The organism is Blautia sp. ZXY-1-C6 (genome assembly GCF_056339875.1).
This window is the reverse complement of sequence record NZ_JBWJVQ010000221.1, coordinates 13,741-29,703: the sequence shown is the minus strand read 5'-3', so window position 1 is coordinate 29,703 and position 15,963 is coordinate 13,741. Positions and strand designations below refer to the sequence as shown.

Here is a 15,963-nt window from a genome sequence, read left to right as displayed (position 1 = left end):
TATGATACTATTTCTGTTCGTTATTGGAAAATTTCTGTGTTAAAAGTTCATCTCGTTTACGGATTCGTGTCTCAAAATCCAGTTCTTCAATTTCTTTATGGGTGACAGGTTTGGAAGTGTAGTATTCCAACGTCTGCTTTTTCCACATATCAAACATATCTTTGCCCGTGAAATAAGATTCCAGGCTTTCTCTGTTCTCCTGCAGATCAGCAAGAAAATTACACATATCTGCGTTTAAAGAATGTTCCGGATCATTTCCATAAAAGCGAAGTCCGGCATACCATTTCTGTGTTTCTGTTTCTATATCACCGGGAAGTTTATTATTTATATCCAGTTCATACCGGAGTTCATTGGATTCATTCATCTGCAGTAAAACCCAAAGAATATCGCTGAGAGTAGAAATCTGTACTTTATTTTCAGATAATCCAAATAACCAGTCCAGTGAGACATGAAATTTCTGAGCAATAGTCAATAACACATCATTGGAGGGAGTAACCACACCATTTTCATAACTGGATAAAGTTGACTGACGTATACCAATAGCTGCGGAAAAGTTTTTTTGATTCATCTTCAGATCAGTTCGTAGCTCTTTTATTTTTTCTGAAATAGATGATTCCTGCATATTATCCACCTCCTTAAAAGCTATGATTAGTATATCACAAATGATAAAAATCAACAATATAGAAAAATATCATTCACACAGATAAAAACCATTGACAATGATTATTTAAAATGATATAGTATCAGTGAAAATGATAATTATAGACAAGGAGGAAATGATATGCAGAGACAAAACTATATGATTACAGCGGAAGAAGTTGCAGAGAGCATGGGGATTTCACTTGGATATGCTTACAAGCTACTTCGCAAACTGAACAAAGAGCTTGCAGATCAGGGATATGTGACCGTTGCGGGCAAGATACCGAGAGCATTCTGGGAAAAGAAATTTTATGGATATTCCCAGATTGCAATGTAAAGGGGGGGGGAGAAAGTATGGCAGCATACAAAGATGAAGAAAGAGGAACCTGGTATGTTTCATTTTATTATGAGGACTGGACAGGAGCCAAAAAGCGAAAAGTAAAAAGAGGATTCCGCACTAAGAAAGAAGCATTAAATTTTGAAGCGGAGTATAAAAGAACAGCGAAAGCAGACATGGATATGACAATGGGAGAGTTTGTAGAAGTCTACTTCCGAGACAAGTCTCAGTCATTGAAGGACAGGAGTATCAAGAATAAAAGAGATACGATGAAGGCTCAACTGTTACCGTATTTTAAGGACAGACCAATGAACAGTATTACACCAGCAGAGATTATCCAGTGGCAGAATACGATTATTGAAAAAGGATATTCAGATGATTATCTGAAAACAATACAGAATCAGATGACGGCATTATTCAATCATGCGAAGAATATCTACAATCTGGCAGATAATCCCTGTGACAAAGTAAAACGTATGGGAAAGACTTCAAAAAAGAAAATGAAGTTTTGGACAATTAAAGAATATCGGCAGTTTATGACCGGAATAGAACCGGGAAGCAAATATTATGTACTGTTTGAATTATTATTCTGGACAGGAGCGAGAGAAGGCGAAGCACTCAGCATTACACCTGCTGACATTGATTTTGAAAGGAATTTACTTCATATCAATAAAACTTACTACCGTATGCATGGAGAGGACGTGATTACATCTCCCAAAACAGAAGAATCGAACCGTACGATTTCCATACCGGAATTTCTGAAAAAAGAGATTCAGGATTATATTAGCAGACTGTATGAGTTGCCCGAAGATGAACGGATTTTTCCAATGGTTCATGAAGCGGTACAGCATAAGTTAAAACAGGTGGTTCAAAAGACCGGAGTAAAAAAGATAAGAGTACACGACATTCGTCACAGTCATGCGGCATTTCTGATCAATAAGGGAGTGCAACCATTGATGATTAAAGAAAGGTTTGGACATACGGACATTCGCATTACATTGAATACTTATGGGCACTTATATCCAGATCAGCAGAAAGTAGTGGCAGATATGTTGGATGATGAAAATATAAAAAGCTCCGGAAGTACGAACAACCGGAGCAATGTGACAAATGAGGACAAATCCACAAATGTCAACCCTAGACAAGTTGATTATAGCAGAGATTCTTCCAGAGAACAACAGATAACTGGCGAGAACAGTTGGGAAAATGGAGGAATTTATGGAACAGAGAAATGAGAATAAAACAGAATTGAAAATGATAAAGATGTCAGATGTCCAGTCTCAGACAGTGGACTGGCTCTGGTATCCGTTTATCCCTTATGGAAAATTAACGATTATTCAGGGAGATCCCGGTGATGGAAAAACTACGCTGGTATTAAATATTGCTGCAAGATTGTCTAAAGGAGAAGGTCTGGATAACGATATGAAAGTAACAGAACCCGTGAATATTATCTATCAGACAGCGGAAGATGGACTGGCAGATACAGTAAAACCCAGACTGGAGCTGGCAGAAGCGGTCTGTGAAAGAATTATGGTTATAGATGAAACAGAAAAATCACTTTCCATGATTGATGAAAGACTGGAAACTGCTATCAAACAGACTGGTGCGAGAGTGCTTATTTTAGATCCGATTCAGGCATACCTTGGAGGAACAATGGATATGAACCGTGCAAATGAAGCAAGGGATATGACGAAAAGATTGAGTTTGTTGGCAGAAAAATACAAATGTGCAATTTTATTAATCGGACACATGAATAAAGCTGGTGGAAACAAAGCTGCATATAGAGGAATGGGTTCGATTGACTTTTTTGCAGTAGCCAGAAGCGTATTACTGGTAGGAAGAATAGAGGGAGAACCGGATTTAAGAGCAGTGGTTCAGATTAAAAATAATCTGGCTGCATTTGGGCATTCCAAAGCATTTCGCCTGACAGAAACAGGATTTGAGTGGATAGGTGACTATGAAATCACAGCAGATGAGGTGCTTGGTGGAATTGCGCCAAAGGTAAATAAACTGGAACAGGCAAAGAAGATGCTGAGGGAACTGGCAGAAACATCAACTTCTGTGCAAAGCAGTGAAATCTTTGATATGGCAGAAGATTTGAATATTTCTAAAAGAACACTGGAAAATGCAAAAAAGGAACTTGAAATTAAGGCAAGACGAATCGGCAATTCATGGTATTGGGATTTAGATAAAGTTAAGCCGGAATAAATTAAGGGTGCAACATTGCAGAGTATATAGAAAATGCGGAATTAAAATGCAAGGTTGCAATCTGTAAAGACATTGCAGTGTTGCGTCCTTACATAAATTGTAAGAAGGTGAGAGCTTGAAAAACGTTATGATTCCAGAGGAGTTATTTGGAAAGATTATAAAATATCATTTACTGGATCAGGAACAGGAAGCAGATGATATAAGAAAAGGTCTGGAGAAAAAGCTGGATGCAATGGTAAATCGTGAGGTATACAGTAAATTCAAAACTGCACCAACAGAAGAAGAACGGGAAAAGTTCCGGCAGGAGTATCTGGACAGAAAAGGAATGCAAGAGAGCTTTCGATGGTAACAGTTCTTATTGATTATCTTTTTACAGGAGCGTGTCACGCACCTGTGAGAAGTAAACAAGGAGAAAGTTGGTAAGGTGCAGACGGAAAACTGTGGCTGGAATGTGAGACGGCTGTAAATTTGATAGTTGTGAAGAAGGGAGAAAGATACAATGAAACAGGGAAGATTAGGATATAACAGTAGCAATGACAGATATGGGTTGTTGGCATCAGACTTATGGATTGATACGGGATTTCACTGTGGAGAAGGTCTTGAGGTGCTGGTCGATGATAAGTGGGTAAGGACAAGAATGGAGATGAATCCAGCAAGAGAATGGTATCTGGTTGGAACGCCATACTGTGGAGATCTGGAATATGTGCAGGCAAGAATACCGGAATAATTTAGTCGAGAGAGTAACGAAAGAGATAAAATAGCCCCCGGCAGGGCGCAAGGGTACTTTTGATGGACGGAACGGCTGTCGAAAGTGCTTTTGCGTTACTTTTGACAAAAGTAACAAAACCGCCGTATCCGGCGAAGATTTCTTTTTATACTATAGCTGGTAAAGATACAAATTTATGTGCCATGTCTGGCACTGGTTTTAGAAAGTGGGGTGACGAACATGACGCTGAAACGAACAATTAGTGGTATGATCGGGACAGGTTCTCTGGCTCATAACAGAAGGGAATTTATAGCAGAAAATGTTGATTCAGACAGAGTGCAATTAAATATTTGCTATCAGAATGAGAATTTAAAAGAAGTTTATAAAGAACTGTTTGATGAAGCTGTAGAACGATATAATATCGGGAAAAGAAAAGATCGACAGATTACAAATTACTATGAAAAAATCCGGCAGGGCAAACAGGAAAAATTGTTCCATGAAGTGATTTTCCAGATTGGAAATCGAGAAGATATGGCTGTCGGAACAGCAGAAGGAGGTCAGGCTGTAAAAGTACTGGATGAGTATGTAAAGGACTTCCAGAAACGGAATCCAACGCTACGGGTATTTGGTTGTTATCTACATCAGGATGAAGCTACGCCACATCTACATATTGATTTTATTCCTTATGTAACTGATTGGAAAGGAAAAGGAATGGACACCAGAGTTTCGCTGAAACAGGCATTAAAAAGTCTTGGATTTCAAGGTGGGAATAAGCATGATACTGAGTTAAACCAGTGGATGAACCATGAAAAAGAAGTTCTGGCAGGGATTGCAAAAGAGCATGGTATTGAATGGGAACAGAAAGGCAGTCATGAGGAACATCTGGATGTCTATAACTTCAAGAAAAAAGAACGGAAAAAGGAAGTACAGAAATTAGAGCAGGAGAAAGAGTATCTAACTGCAGAAAACGAAGAACTGACAGCACAAATTGCGGAATCCAGAGCAGATATCCAGATTTTAAAAGACGATAAGGAACAGGCAATTAGGGAGAAGCAAGAAGCAGAACAAAGGGCAGAGGACGCAGAAAAAGAACTAAAAAGTCTGGAAGATCGTCGGAATGTGCTACAACCAATCATGGATAATGCCAGTAAGGAAATAAAAGAATATGGAATGATTAAGACGTTTTTACCGGAGGCAGGAACATTTGAACGTGCAGTACCTTACAGGGAGAATAAAATCAAGCCATTGTTTATCAAGATGAAGAATCAGATTGCTGCATTAGCTGGAAAGGTTGTAGAGCTTAACAAAATGGTAGAAAGCTGGAAAAATAAATATCAAAAATCTGTTGAGGAATGTGATAATATCCAGAAACAGTTAGACGATGTACGTAAGGAAAATGGAAAATTATCAAATGATAATCAACGTTTACAGGAGACTTCGGACAGATATGACAGAGTGGTGCGTATTCTGGGAACAGAAGTTGTAGAGGATGTAGTGCAGCAGGATATTAAAGAACAAAAGGAATTGGAAGAGCAGCGTCGAATGGAACAAATGCCAAAGGGAAGCGTTCTGAAACAGTTGGAATGGGCAACTCAAAAGAGCCAGATTGAAAACCAACAACGTAAGAAAAATAAAACAAAATACAAAGGATTGGAGATTTAGACTATGAAAAAACAGATTTATGATGAGAAAAATGGAATGAGCTATACGTTGCATGGAGATTACTATTTGCCGGATCTGGTTTTAAGAGAAGAAGAACCGACATATGGAAAATATGGAATGTTACGAAAGCAGTTCTTAAAAGAACACAGATCAGCAAGGTATCAGTATTTGTTATTGACTGGAAAGCTGAATGAACATCTGAATCAGACTGATCAGGAAGCTAGAGAACAGGTGGAAACGCTTATGGAACAGATGACAGAAAAACAGGGTGTAACTGAAGAATTAAAGGCACAGGATCAGATGGAGAGGGTCAGGCTGATGAATAATATAAAAGCTAGTGCAGAAGAAATTGTATTGAAAAACATGATATATGTGTGATTGCGAGGGGGATAAGATCGCTTTTTTACATTTTTGTATATTAGAATAGAACTTTAGAAAGCACTATGGTAAAATAAAGTGAAGGTAAATTGAAAGTTATCAAAACAAAGATAAAAACGCAACGTGCATCTTTGATGTGCCAGAGCCGGTAGGTAGCCCGGCCGTCCTATATAAATAGGGTAAGTAACCTGCCCCTCCGGGTTGTCCATTCTTTGTTCAATAAATTTTAGGAGGGATTTTTATGGACAAAGTAAATGGAAGATTGACGGTATATTTTGAAGAACCATTTTGGGTAGGCATATTTGAGCATATTGAAGATGGTAAATTATCTGTGGCAAAGGTAACATTTGGCGTAGAACCAAAAGAATATGAAGTGCAGGAATATATTCAAAAATACTATTTCGGTTTGAAATTCAGTCCGGCTGTTGAAGCTATTGTAAAGGATATAAAAAGAAATCCGAAACGGATGCAGCGTTCAGCAAAAAAGCAGATGCTGGAAACTGGCATTGGCACAAAATCGCAACAGGCGTTGAAATTACAACAGGAACAGAACAAACAGGAGCGTAAAGAAAAAAAACGAAAGAAAAAAGAGGCGGAAGAACAGCGAATGTTTGAACTAAAACAGCGAAAGAAAAGAGAAAAGCATAAGGGACATTAAAAGTCCTTTGAGCTTTTTCTCAAATTCGGGATTTGGAGGTATAAACAATGAGGAAATGTGAAAAGTGTGGAGCAAGTATGAAATTAGATTTAAGACTTAAAGTTAATGGCGGTGGCTATGGGATGGTTGTTCGTGTAGATGAAAAACAAAAGGCGACAACTATAGATGATGTTAGAGTTGCAGTCTGCCCAGAATGTGGTTATACAGAAATGTATTTAGAGGATTTAACGAAATTGAAATCTTAAAAGACAACTTTCAGATTTTTAGAATTAAGAAAAACGAAATTTAGGGAGGGTCTATAATTGAAATTAGCAGATTTAGCAACAGGTTCTGATTGGATAGTGTGGATTGTCTTTGTAATATTTGCTGTACTTTCTATAGTTTTACTTTCTGGACACGGAAGCTGGTTTATTTCTGGATATAATACAGCTTCAAAAGAAGAAAAGAAAAAATATGATGAAAAGAAGTTATGCAGGACAATGGGAGTTGGAATGTCTATTATAGCAATTCTTGCATTAATTATGGGCTTGCTTGAAAATATTTTGCCTGCATTTTTTGTATATATTGCATTGGGAATCATTGTAGTTGATGTCGTGGTTATTATCATTTTAGAAAACACACTATGCAAAAAGTAATAACTTCTGGTTTGAGGAATGGACTGAAAGGAAGGCATTATATGTTCTATATTTATATTATTTTTGACTTTGCAATGGCAGTGATTATGTTTTTATTTGGAATATGGTTTTATAGGTCAAAGGGACAAGCATCTAACTTCTTGTCTGGTGATAATATGAAATCAGCAGAAGAACGAAAAAAATATGATGAAAATGCTATGTGTAAGGCATATGGGAAGAGAATGATGTTTATGTCAATTCCTTTTATTGCTGGAATGATAATAGATATTTGGTATATAGGAATCGGTTGTTTAATGGCATGGGTGATATGGTTTGTTATGTTTATTCTGCTGCTTATGGATAGACATAAAAGAGAAGGTTAATTTATAGAGGAATAGAATGCTTTTGGGGTGAAAATACCGTTTATTTGTTTTAGACATACGATGTCCGGTTGAAAATTAGCGGATTCTCGTTTTATGTCGTGGTAATTTTGGTATATATTGGTAAGCTGTAAGTGGAAGAGAGGTAGAGATATGGATACAAAAAAGATTGGAGCTTTTTTAAAGCAATGTCGTAAAGAAAAGAATCTTACACAAGAGCAGCTTGCTGAAAAGTTTGGAGTATCTGCAAGAACAGTTTCCAGATGGGAAACAGGAATAAATATGCCAGATCTCAGTATACTTGTTCAACTTGCTGAGTATTACGATGTTGAGATGAGAGAGCTCCTGGATGGAGAAAGGAGCCAGACTATGAATAAAGAGATGAAAGAAACATTGGACAAAGTTGCGGTGTATGAAGAATGGGTGAAACAAAAAGCATTAAAGGCTGGAAATCTTGCATTTGCATCAATGTTTGTGATTAGTGTGTTAGCGATTATTATTCAGATGTTATTAACGGTGGATATTCGCTTGGTTTTAGGAGAGACAGCAACTGCTTTAGTAGGAGGAATCCTGTACGCCTCTATTATGGTGTACAATGGAATATGGGATAAATGTTTGCCAAAAAGTGCTACTATATGGAGAGATTTTCTCACCAGTGTGATATGTGCAGGAATTTTTACCGTCATCTATGGTGTATGCTTATTCAGAATGGGAGCTACAGAAACACAGATAACACGATTAGCATTGGGATTTCTGATTGGTATTACTATTGTGGCATTTATTATTCTTAGGCTCTTGGCATTTATTAATCGAAAAAGAAACCAGAATTTGTCAAATGTTCAGGAGAAAAAGGAAATTTCCCTATCTCAGGTAGAATGGACAAAAATTTATAATGCACAGAATATAGTAGAGACAGAACAACTTGTAGAAATGTTAAAGCAAAATGGAATAGCAGCTTTTTCACAGGAAGCAGGTGCGAATGTTGCAATGCATGGGGCACCTGGATTTGGAATATATGGTGTGGATATATTCGTGAAAACCGATGATGCAGAGAAGGCAGTACAGTTGATCAAGGAGATTAATAACCAAGAGATGAAGAAAATTTTTGACATTTTCACACATGCGTGCTAATATGATTATAGAAAAAGAGTGCTACCGATAGACGGTTAGTCCGATATATGTTTTGACAAAAATTGCCGCTTAGTTTACCAGACCAGGGCGGCTATTTTTGTGGTTTATTATTATCCTTGCCAAAGGTATATCCAAGACCAAAGCAGGTTAAGCCGAAGCTCACTACTGCAATAAAATCAACAATACTCATGGCTTAGCCCTCCTTTCCAGTGGATTCTCTTTCGAGTTTCTATGTAATCAGAGGGTCACAGTCCCTCTGCTGAAGGACTAACCGCCTACCGTTATGATAGCACCCATGTTTCGATTATAACAGTCAAGGTGGGAATCTGCAACCGGAAAGTTGACAGCTCATGAAAATCTGGCTGTGATACCGTTTTGATACTAAAAAATGAAGAGAACAGAAATATAGCGTAGAAATCCTATAACACAGGACAATAAAGACACGAAAATCACAGAAAATAATGAGATTTTAAGAACCTCACAAACATGAAGGTGGACGTACTGTTGGATCAGGACGTGTTGCTACAGTTATCGAATAATTTTAGCATAACATCTTAATTATATAAATAGAGTACCGCAAGGTACATTGTGTCCAAACGTAAGATACCCCGTAGAACCGTAAGGTTTCCGGGGTTTTTCTGTTGAGTAAAAAGTTTAAAATAAGGCTGTAAAGAATAGCGAATAAATTAAAAACGTAAGCGACGAATAATTGACGAAAAATGATAAAATCCTTATAATAAATTAGTATCTGAACAACAGATAAAATCAATTACACAAAAATTAATAACAAGAGGGAGGTCATTTTATGTTTGGTTTTATGGTAACTGCTGATGGTGGACTTACAACTGCCGGATATGTGATTACAGTTATTGCCGGAATCATTTTGTTTTTTCTGGCGATTTATTTTGCAGGGAAGAATTCAGACAAGAAAAAGCTTACCACAAGGCAACTGGTATTCTGTGCCGTAGCTATTGCACTTGCTTTTATTACGTCTTATCTGAAAATCTTCAAACTGCCGTGGGGAGGAAGCGTCACTCTTTGCAGTATGCTTTTTATTGTTCTGATCGCAAACTGGTATGGGGTCGGAACTGGTATTATGGCTGGGTTTGCTTACGGAATCCTGCAGTTTATCCAGGAGCCTTATATACTTTCATTTTTTCAGGTGTGCTGTGATTACATACTTGCATTTGCGGCACTTGGACTGGCAGGATTATTTGCAAAACAGAGTCATGGACTTCTGAAAGGATACATAATAGCTGTAATTGCCAGAGGAGCTTTTCATTCTCTGGGCGGTTATCTTTATTGGATGAGCTATATGCCAGACAATTTCCCAAAATCTCTGACAGCCGTATATCCGATCTTATACAATTACAGCTATCTGCTGGCAGAGGGCATTATCACGGTGATCATCATTTCAGTACCTGCGGTGTCAAAAGCACTGATCCAGGTAAAGCGTGCCGCACTGCAGTAGTTTGTTTTGTCTGGCAACAGGGATGTGTCGTTGCCCGGTACTCAGAACATTTGGTATAGTAATTTTGTTTAGGGAAGTGTAAGAATGACAATAACGACTTTATGCTATATAGAAAATAATGGCAAATATCTGATGCTTCACAGGATAAAAAAGCACAATGACATAAATGAGGGAAAGTGGATTGGAGTCGGCGGACATGCAGAGGGCCAGGAATCCCCGGAGGAATGTCTTTTGCGTGAAGTGAAAGAAGAAACAGGATTAACACTGACATCATATAAACTTCGAGGTCTGGTTACATTTATAAGCGATAAATGTGAACCGGAGCTTATGTGTGTGTTTACGGCCAACGAATATATCGGTGAATTAACAGAATGCAATGAAGGAGAACTTTACTGGATAGATAAAGCTGTTGTGCCGACACTTCCCACATGGGAAGGTGACAGAGTTTTTCTGGATTTGCTTCTTTCAGGAGATGAGCGATTTTTTTCTTTAAAATTGCAGTATGAAGGGGAAAAACTCGTAGATAAACAAGTAAATTTATATTAACCGAATAAACTGCGAAGCAGTTATTCGGTATAGAGCCGCGTAGCGAAGCGGATGATTTTATCCGCTTGATTTTGGAGAGATAAAATGATGAATTGTTTGGCAGTAGGGCTGGGTGGTTTTGCAGGAGCAGTATTGCGGTACCTGATTGGGCTGATTCCCACAGGAGAAACCATGATTTTTCCGGTAAAAACCTTTTGTATCAATGTGATTGGATGTATTGTGATCGGAGCAATCACAGTACTGGCGGCGAAATTGTCTGTTCCACCAAGGATGATTTTGTTTCTGAAGGTGGGAGTCTGCGGTGGATTTACCACATTCTCAACCTTTGCACTGGAATCTTCGGATTTGATCCGGGATGGACATATGGGAATAGCTCTATGTTATGTATTACTTAGCGTATTGGTAGGCGTGCTGGCGATTTTTGCAGTGGAATATCTTACTGTAAGATAAGCTGCTTCCATCGTAAAAAAACAATAAGTTAAGCGGGCGGGACGAATATTCACCCACTCTGGAGAAATTAATCAATGAAAAGAATATCGTTGGATGACCTTCTTCATACCAGACAGGATCTTGACTATCAGGAACAGTATGAATACATAATGAAATTGCTGGAAAAAGGTCAGATAAAACCTGTAAAGGCTTCTAAGAGCAATGGCAAGAAGCCGGCGCTTTATCGCGAATACTGGATGGTAGAAGAACAGAAGGATTACAGCAATTATATAGAAGAAATAAAATATACCTTTTCTACCATGATTTCCGTGGATTATTATCTGGCGCATCCGGATACATATGAGAAAGACCGAATCTGGGTACTTATGCTGAATGAATATCTGAAAAAACATGCAGATGCCTTACTGACAGCGGAATCTCTGAATGAAAGAAGCTTTGAAATATGGCACAGAGAGAAATTTCTGGACAGAGAGCAGGGAAAGAAGATTCTGAAACGCTGCGGACTCAATGTGGAGGCTCTGAATGTATACAGGACAACAGAGCCCCTTTCATATTATACACATACAAGAAATACGCCGCAGAATATCCTGATTCTGGAAAATAAAGATCCTTTTTTCAGTATGCGTAATTATCTTCTGAATGGACATACTGAAATTTTTGGTGCAGAAATCGGAACTCTGATTTATGGTGCAGGAAAAGGTATTATCCGTTCTTTTCAGGATTTTGATCTGTGTGCGGAACCCTATATGAAACATCCGGAGAATACGATTTATTATTTCGGGGATCTGGATTATGAGGGTATCGGTATATACGAAAATCTGGCAGAAAAATTTCGCAGCAGATGGAAAATCCTTCCTTTTGTGCCGGCATATCAGGCTATGCTTGGAAAAGCAGAACAGATAACTGAACTTCCGGAGACAAAGGAGCATCAGAACAGAAATATCAGTACACAATTTTTCTCCTGTTTTGATGAAATAATGGTCAAAAAAATGGAAGCTGTTCTGGATAAGGACAGATATATCCCTCAGGAAATTTTAAATACTGCAGATTTCTGATGCAGATTCTGACACAGGGAGGTGGCTTCTTTGTTGCTGAGAACGGAGTGAACAGTAACTGGTTTCTTTATATTATGGAGAATCTTATGATAAAAAATAATTGATTTTTAAGAGACAGTCTGTTAGAATATACCTGTGAAAAGGGAGTAGCTTGCCGGGTAGATTCGGTTCACTTCTTCGTCAGGACAGTTATTGAAACATATAACTCGGAAAGTGATGAAATTGCGAGACTTTTACTGTGAATGCAGTAGGAGTCTTTTTTTTATACCTACTGCAAAATAAATGTATTCCCGGAATCTTTTTATATTTGATTTTGTGAGTACGTAATAAAAGAAAGAGAGGTAGAAATGATGTTTTTACAGGTTATTATTTTGTTGGCAGGTTTTTTGTTTCTGGTGAAAGGTGCAGACTGGTTTGTGGAGGGTGCAGCCAGTATTGCGAAAAAGCTGGGAATTCCACAGTTGATCATTGGATTAACCATTGTAGCAATGGGAACCAGCATGCCGGAGGCAGCAGTCAGTATTACTGCTGCAATAAATAAGAATGCAGGTATTACCATTGGAAATGTAGTCGGAAGTAATATCCTGAATATTTTCATCATCCTGGGAATCACAGCAGTAATTACGAATGTAGCAATTCAAAAATCCACGCTTCTTTACGAAATTCCGTTTATGACAGTGATAACAATTATTTTGCTGATTTTTGGTATCACAGGTTCAGAGGTGACTTTTATTGAAGGTGTGATTTTCTGGATACTGTTTCTGATATATCTGGGATATCTGTTTGTGATGGCAAAGAAAGGGAACGATCAGGAAGAAGCAGAAGCAAAGGATAATCCGGTATGGAAATGTATGCTCCTGATGGTAATCGGTGGAATTCTGGTTGTAAAGGGCAGTGATTTTGCTGTCAGCGGAGCAACGGAGATTGCCCGTTATTTTGGCATGAGTGAGAGATTTATCGGGCTGACAATTGTTGCACTGGGAACATCTCTTCCGGAACTTGTCACATCAGTAACAGCAGCCAGAAGAGGAAATACAGGAATTGCCATTGGAAATATAGTCGGAAGCAATATTTTTAATATTTTGTTTGTTATCGGTACAACAGCACTCATTTGTACTGTGCCGTTTGAGAGTAAATTTATTATTGATACTGTAATTGCAGTTCTGTGCGGAGTAATACTCTGGATTGGTACATTCAGACATAAAGAATTAAGAAAACCCTGTGGTGTGGTTATGCTGTTGTGTTATGTCGCATATTTCCTGTATTTATGTCTGGTATAACGAATAATTGCTTTTCGCAACCTCCGCAGGGGACTCACTTGATTCGATTAAAATAAGAAATGGAATAAAGTATACTATGGATAATTATGAAAAACAGGTATATACAGGAAGAGAGTTGTTTTTAAAATATAATCAGGATAAGCTGATAGAGAAATATGGTTTGAAACATGATGAAGAATATCTGTATTTGAAATACATTGAAACAGAATATCGGATCAATCGCAGAAACGGTGCTATTGAATATGCCACAGGCGAAGAATGGACGGACTGCAGAGAATATACAGTTGTTATGACAATCTATGATTTTCTCTGCTGTTCCGGGCAGGAGATACTGCCTCCTCTTACCGGGCAGTGGCAGCCTGTGGGCAGGTTTGTAACTGCCGGGAGCAGTCCGTCAACAGATCCCTTTGTGGAAAAGTATGCAAGAGCATTTTCCGGCAAAGTGGAAGAGGTAAAGCAGGCCTGTATCTGTCTGGGAGGAAAGCAGACGAAACGTTTGGCTGGGGCAGATCTGACATTTGAAATGCCTGTTCTTCCGGAGTTCTCTGTGTTGTTTCAGTTCTGGGATGGGGATGAAGAATTCCCACCAAAGATCTTATTGTTGTGGGATAAAGTATCGTTATCATATCTTCATTTTGAGACGACCTATTATCTTCAGGGGGATCTTCTGAAGGCTATACTGCAGATAATCGGCTGAATACACTGTAGCCGATCCTTCGGAGGGGATATCTACAGATTTCTGATACAGGATTTGTGCAGTTACGCAAATAAACAATAGGGTAAAAACCATATTTAATCAAGGGAGGCAACTTTGCAATACGAATTTCTGAAAAATTTTCCAAAACGAATGAAAAATGTAGGCCTGTACGGTGTTCTTATCCAAAATAGTATTCAGAAGACATCCTGGAAACAGTTTGGCTTTCTGAAATTTGATGAACAGATGAATCTTATTTTTGCAGTAATGCTTTATATTATGGAGCAGTCTCTGAGGGAAGAGAACTGTACTATGGATGATATCGGAGCCTATATTGATACCATCAATACCAGGTATCTGGGTAAAGAAATCTCCTATGATGACTGCAGAAAATTAGGAGATTTTGTTGTCAATGTGATCTTATCAAATGAAGGCCGTGCCATGTATTTTGACGGCTATGATTTTGAAGAGAACGATTATCATGTCATGCATATCAGCTATGTGGCGAACCGGATCGTGTATCTGGATCAGGAGGTTCGCAGAACTTCTTATTATCTTACAGACGACGGATACAATCTGATACTTTCCACCCTTGAAATAGAAAATAATATGAAGCTTACCATCCATGAAATGATCTTCCAGATGCATCTGGAAAAACAGAGCTATGATAAGGCTGTGGATGAGATTAAGAATGTTTTTAACCTGATGCGCATCCAGCTTCAGAAGATTCAGGAAGCTATGGGAAAAATCCGCAGAAATGCCCTGAATTATTCAGTAAAGGATTACGAGGAAATCCTTCTGGAGAATCTGGATACGATCAGTGACACAAAAGAAAAATTCCAGAAATACAGGGAACTGGTGCGAAGCAGGGTAAAGAAGCTGGAAGAAGAGAACATCAATGTGCGCCGTCTGGGCGAAAAGGAAGAGGAGAACCTTGAGAATCTCCGTATTATTGAGAGCTATCTGAACAGAACCATTGATGAGCACCAGAAAATCCTGAGCAGTCATTTTGACCTGAAGGCACTTTATACCAGAGAACTGGAAGCATTGTCGCAGATGTCCCTGATCCGGAGATTTTCCATGCGCAATGATTTCTATGATAAAGTGCTGGAGAATCCGTCAGCACTGGGAAATCTGGACTATTTTTTAAGACCGCTGTTCAACCGGGAACCGGACAAGGTTTATAACCTGAACAAAGCCTTATTATATCAGAAACCGTCTGTCAGAAATGAGGATGAGGATACTGAGGAGATGCTGGATTTTGACGAAGATGCATATCTGAAAGAGCAGGAAGAGAAACGCAGACAGAAACTGAAACGCTATGAGAGCAGTCTGGGATTTCTGCTGGAGCAGGCATCTGAAAAAGGTGAAATTTCCCTTTCTGATATCTGGAAAAACATTCAGGAGAACGAGAAAAATGCAGAAGAAATGCAGCAGCAACTGATCCCAAATGTTGAAATTTTTAAAGAAATCATGGTGGAGCTGATACGGAATAAAGAGATCAATATGGAAGTACTGAAAAAGGAACGAAGTGAATTTATCCAGGATCAGACAGCAGATTTTCAGCTCAACGAAATGCTGCTCCAGCTTTCAGAAGAAAGATTTTCAGACAAAAAGATTGGTAAAATAGAGGTATACAGGATAGAAGACGGAAGCACAGTCACCTTTGACAATGTTTTCAGCGAAAATGGCGTGAAAAAAAGCATCCGCTGTTCCAATATCCTGATCCGAATCATGAGAAACGAGGAATAACA

General features: G+C 38.5%; 20 protein-coding genes. 19 read left to right on the top strand and 1 reads right to left on the bottom strand.

The annotated features are described in order from the left end of the window. Positions 1-7: 7 nt before the first annotated feature. On the bottom strand, positions 8-622 hold the full coding sequence (locus AC075J_RS13655) for a helix-turn-helix domain-containing protein (protein WP_070100139.1): 615 nt from the start codon (positions 620-622) through the stop codon (positions 8-10). 159 nt (positions 623-781) lie between these two features. Between AC075J_RS13655 and AC075J_RS13650 the strand changes: the two genes are divergently transcribed. From AC075J_RS13650 to AC075J_RS13560, 19 genes are all read left to right on the top strand, one after another. Next, positions 782-976 carry a helix-turn-helix domain-containing protein gene (locus AC075J_RS13650; protein ID WP_055053915.1) on the top strand — a complete coding sequence of 65 codons (195 nt, stop codon included), beginning with the start codon at positions 782-784 and terminating at the stop codon, positions 974-976. 17 nt (positions 977-993) lie between these two features. Beyond that, positions 994-2,211 (top strand): site-specific integrase, encoded by a 1,218-nt coding sequence (locus tag AC075J_RS13645; protein WP_055059741.1) that lies wholly within the window; start codon positions 994-996, stop codon positions 2,209-2,211. Continuing rightward, the gene (locus AC075J_RS13640; RefSeq protein ID WP_072522256.1) at positions 2,183-3,184 is read left to right on the top strand and encodes an AAA family ATPase; all 1,002 of its coding nucleotides are present in this window, start codon (positions 2,183-2,185) and stop codon (positions 3,182-3,184) included. Before AC075J_RS13645 ends, AC075J_RS13640 begins: the two co-directional genes overlap by 29 nt. Before the next feature lie 127 nt (positions 3,185-3,311). After that, positions 3,312-3,533 (top strand): hypothetical protein, encoded by a 222-nt coding sequence (locus AC075J_RS13635; RefSeq protein WP_055059751.1) that lies wholly within the window; start codon positions 3,312-3,314, stop codon positions 3,531-3,533. A 150-nt stretch (positions 3,534-3,683) separates the two neighbouring features. Beyond that, positions 3,684-3,911, top strand: a complete 228-nt coding sequence (locus AC075J_RS13630) for a DUF5348 domain-containing protein (protein WP_055053912.1) — start codon at positions 3,684-3,686, stop codon at positions 3,909-3,911. A 219-nt stretch (positions 3,912-4,130) separates the two neighbouring features. Next, positions 4,131-5,552 (top strand): plasmid recombination protein, encoded by a 1,422-nt coding sequence (locus AC075J_RS13625; protein WP_055059743.1) that lies wholly within the window; start codon positions 4,131-4,133, stop codon positions 5,550-5,552. 3 nt (positions 5,553-5,555) lie between these two features. Continuing rightward, complete coding sequence (locus AC075J_RS13620; protein ID WP_055059744.1) at positions 5,556-5,930, top strand: TnpV protein; 375 nt, start codon at positions 5,556-5,558, stop codon at positions 5,928-5,930. A gap of 241 nt (positions 5,931-6,171) precedes the next feature. Then, positions 6,172-6,588, top strand: coding sequence for a YjdF family protein (locus AC075J_RS13615; protein WP_055059745.1), 417 nt, complete (start codon positions 6,172-6,174; stop codon positions 6,586-6,588). A gap of 47 nt (positions 6,589-6,635) precedes the next feature. Next, positions 6,636-6,833, top strand: coding sequence for a zinc ribbon domain-containing protein (locus AC075J_RS13610; RefSeq protein WP_008373560.1), 198 nt, complete (start codon positions 6,636-6,638; stop codon positions 6,831-6,833). Between the two features lie 57 nt (positions 6,834-6,890). Further along, on the top strand, positions 6,891-7,223 hold the full coding sequence (locus AC075J_RS13605; protein WP_008373562.1) for a DUF3784 domain-containing protein: 333 nt from the start codon (positions 6,891-6,893) through the stop codon (positions 7,221-7,223). A 41-nt stretch (positions 7,224-7,264) separates the two neighbouring features. Further along, positions 7,265-7,585, top strand: a complete 321-nt coding sequence (locus AC075J_RS13600) for a DUF3784 domain-containing protein (protein WP_476390423.1) — start codon at positions 7,265-7,267, stop codon at positions 7,583-7,585. A 150-nt stretch (positions 7,586-7,735) separates the two neighbouring features. Next, positions 7,736-8,713: a helix-turn-helix domain-containing protein gene (locus tag AC075J_RS13595; protein ID WP_476390422.1), complete on the top strand. Its 978-nt coding sequence runs from the start codon at positions 7,736-7,738 to the stop codon at positions 8,711-8,713. Between the two features lie 805 nt (positions 8,714-9,518). Next, positions 9,519-10,184 carry an energy-coupled thiamine transporter ThiT gene (locus AC075J_RS13590; protein ID WP_008705130.1) on the top strand — a complete coding sequence of 222 codons (666 nt, stop codon included), beginning with the start codon at positions 9,519-9,521 and terminating at the stop codon, positions 10,182-10,184. 84 nt (positions 10,185-10,268) lie between these two features. Next, the gene (locus tag AC075J_RS13585; RefSeq protein WP_008705129.1) at positions 10,269-10,730 is read left to right on the top strand and encodes an NUDIX hydrolase; all 462 of its coding nucleotides are present in this window, start codon (positions 10,269-10,271) and stop codon (positions 10,728-10,730) included. Between the two features lie 84 nt (positions 10,731-10,814). Beyond that, a complete protein-coding gene (gene crcB, locus AC075J_RS13580; protein ID WP_008705128.1) occupies positions 10,815-11,180 on the top strand; it encodes a fluoride efflux transporter CrcB in 366 nt (121 codons plus the stop codon). 74 nt (positions 11,181-11,254) lie between these two features. Next, positions 11,255-12,235, top strand: a complete 981-nt coding sequence (locus AC075J_RS13575; protein WP_476390421.1) for a Wadjet anti-phage system protein JetD domain-containing protein — start codon at positions 11,255-11,257, stop codon at positions 12,233-12,235. Between the two features lie 347 nt (positions 12,236-12,582). Next, positions 12,583-13,515, top strand: a complete 933-nt coding sequence (locus AC075J_RS13570; RefSeq protein ID WP_008705126.1) for a calcium/sodium antiporter — start codon at positions 12,583-12,585, stop codon at positions 13,513-13,515. 76 nt (positions 13,516-13,591) lie between these two features. Continuing rightward, on the top strand, positions 13,592-14,212 hold the full coding sequence (locus AC075J_RS13565) for a DUF3786 domain-containing protein (protein WP_008705125.1): 621 nt from the start codon (positions 13,592-13,594) through the stop codon (positions 14,210-14,212). A 114-nt stretch (positions 14,213-14,326) separates the two neighbouring features. Further along, on the top strand, positions 14,327-15,961 hold the full coding sequence (locus AC075J_RS13560; protein WP_008705124.1) for a hypothetical protein: 1,635 nt from the start codon (positions 14,327-14,329) through the stop codon (positions 15,959-15,961). Positions 15,962-15,963 lie beyond the last annotated feature (2 nt).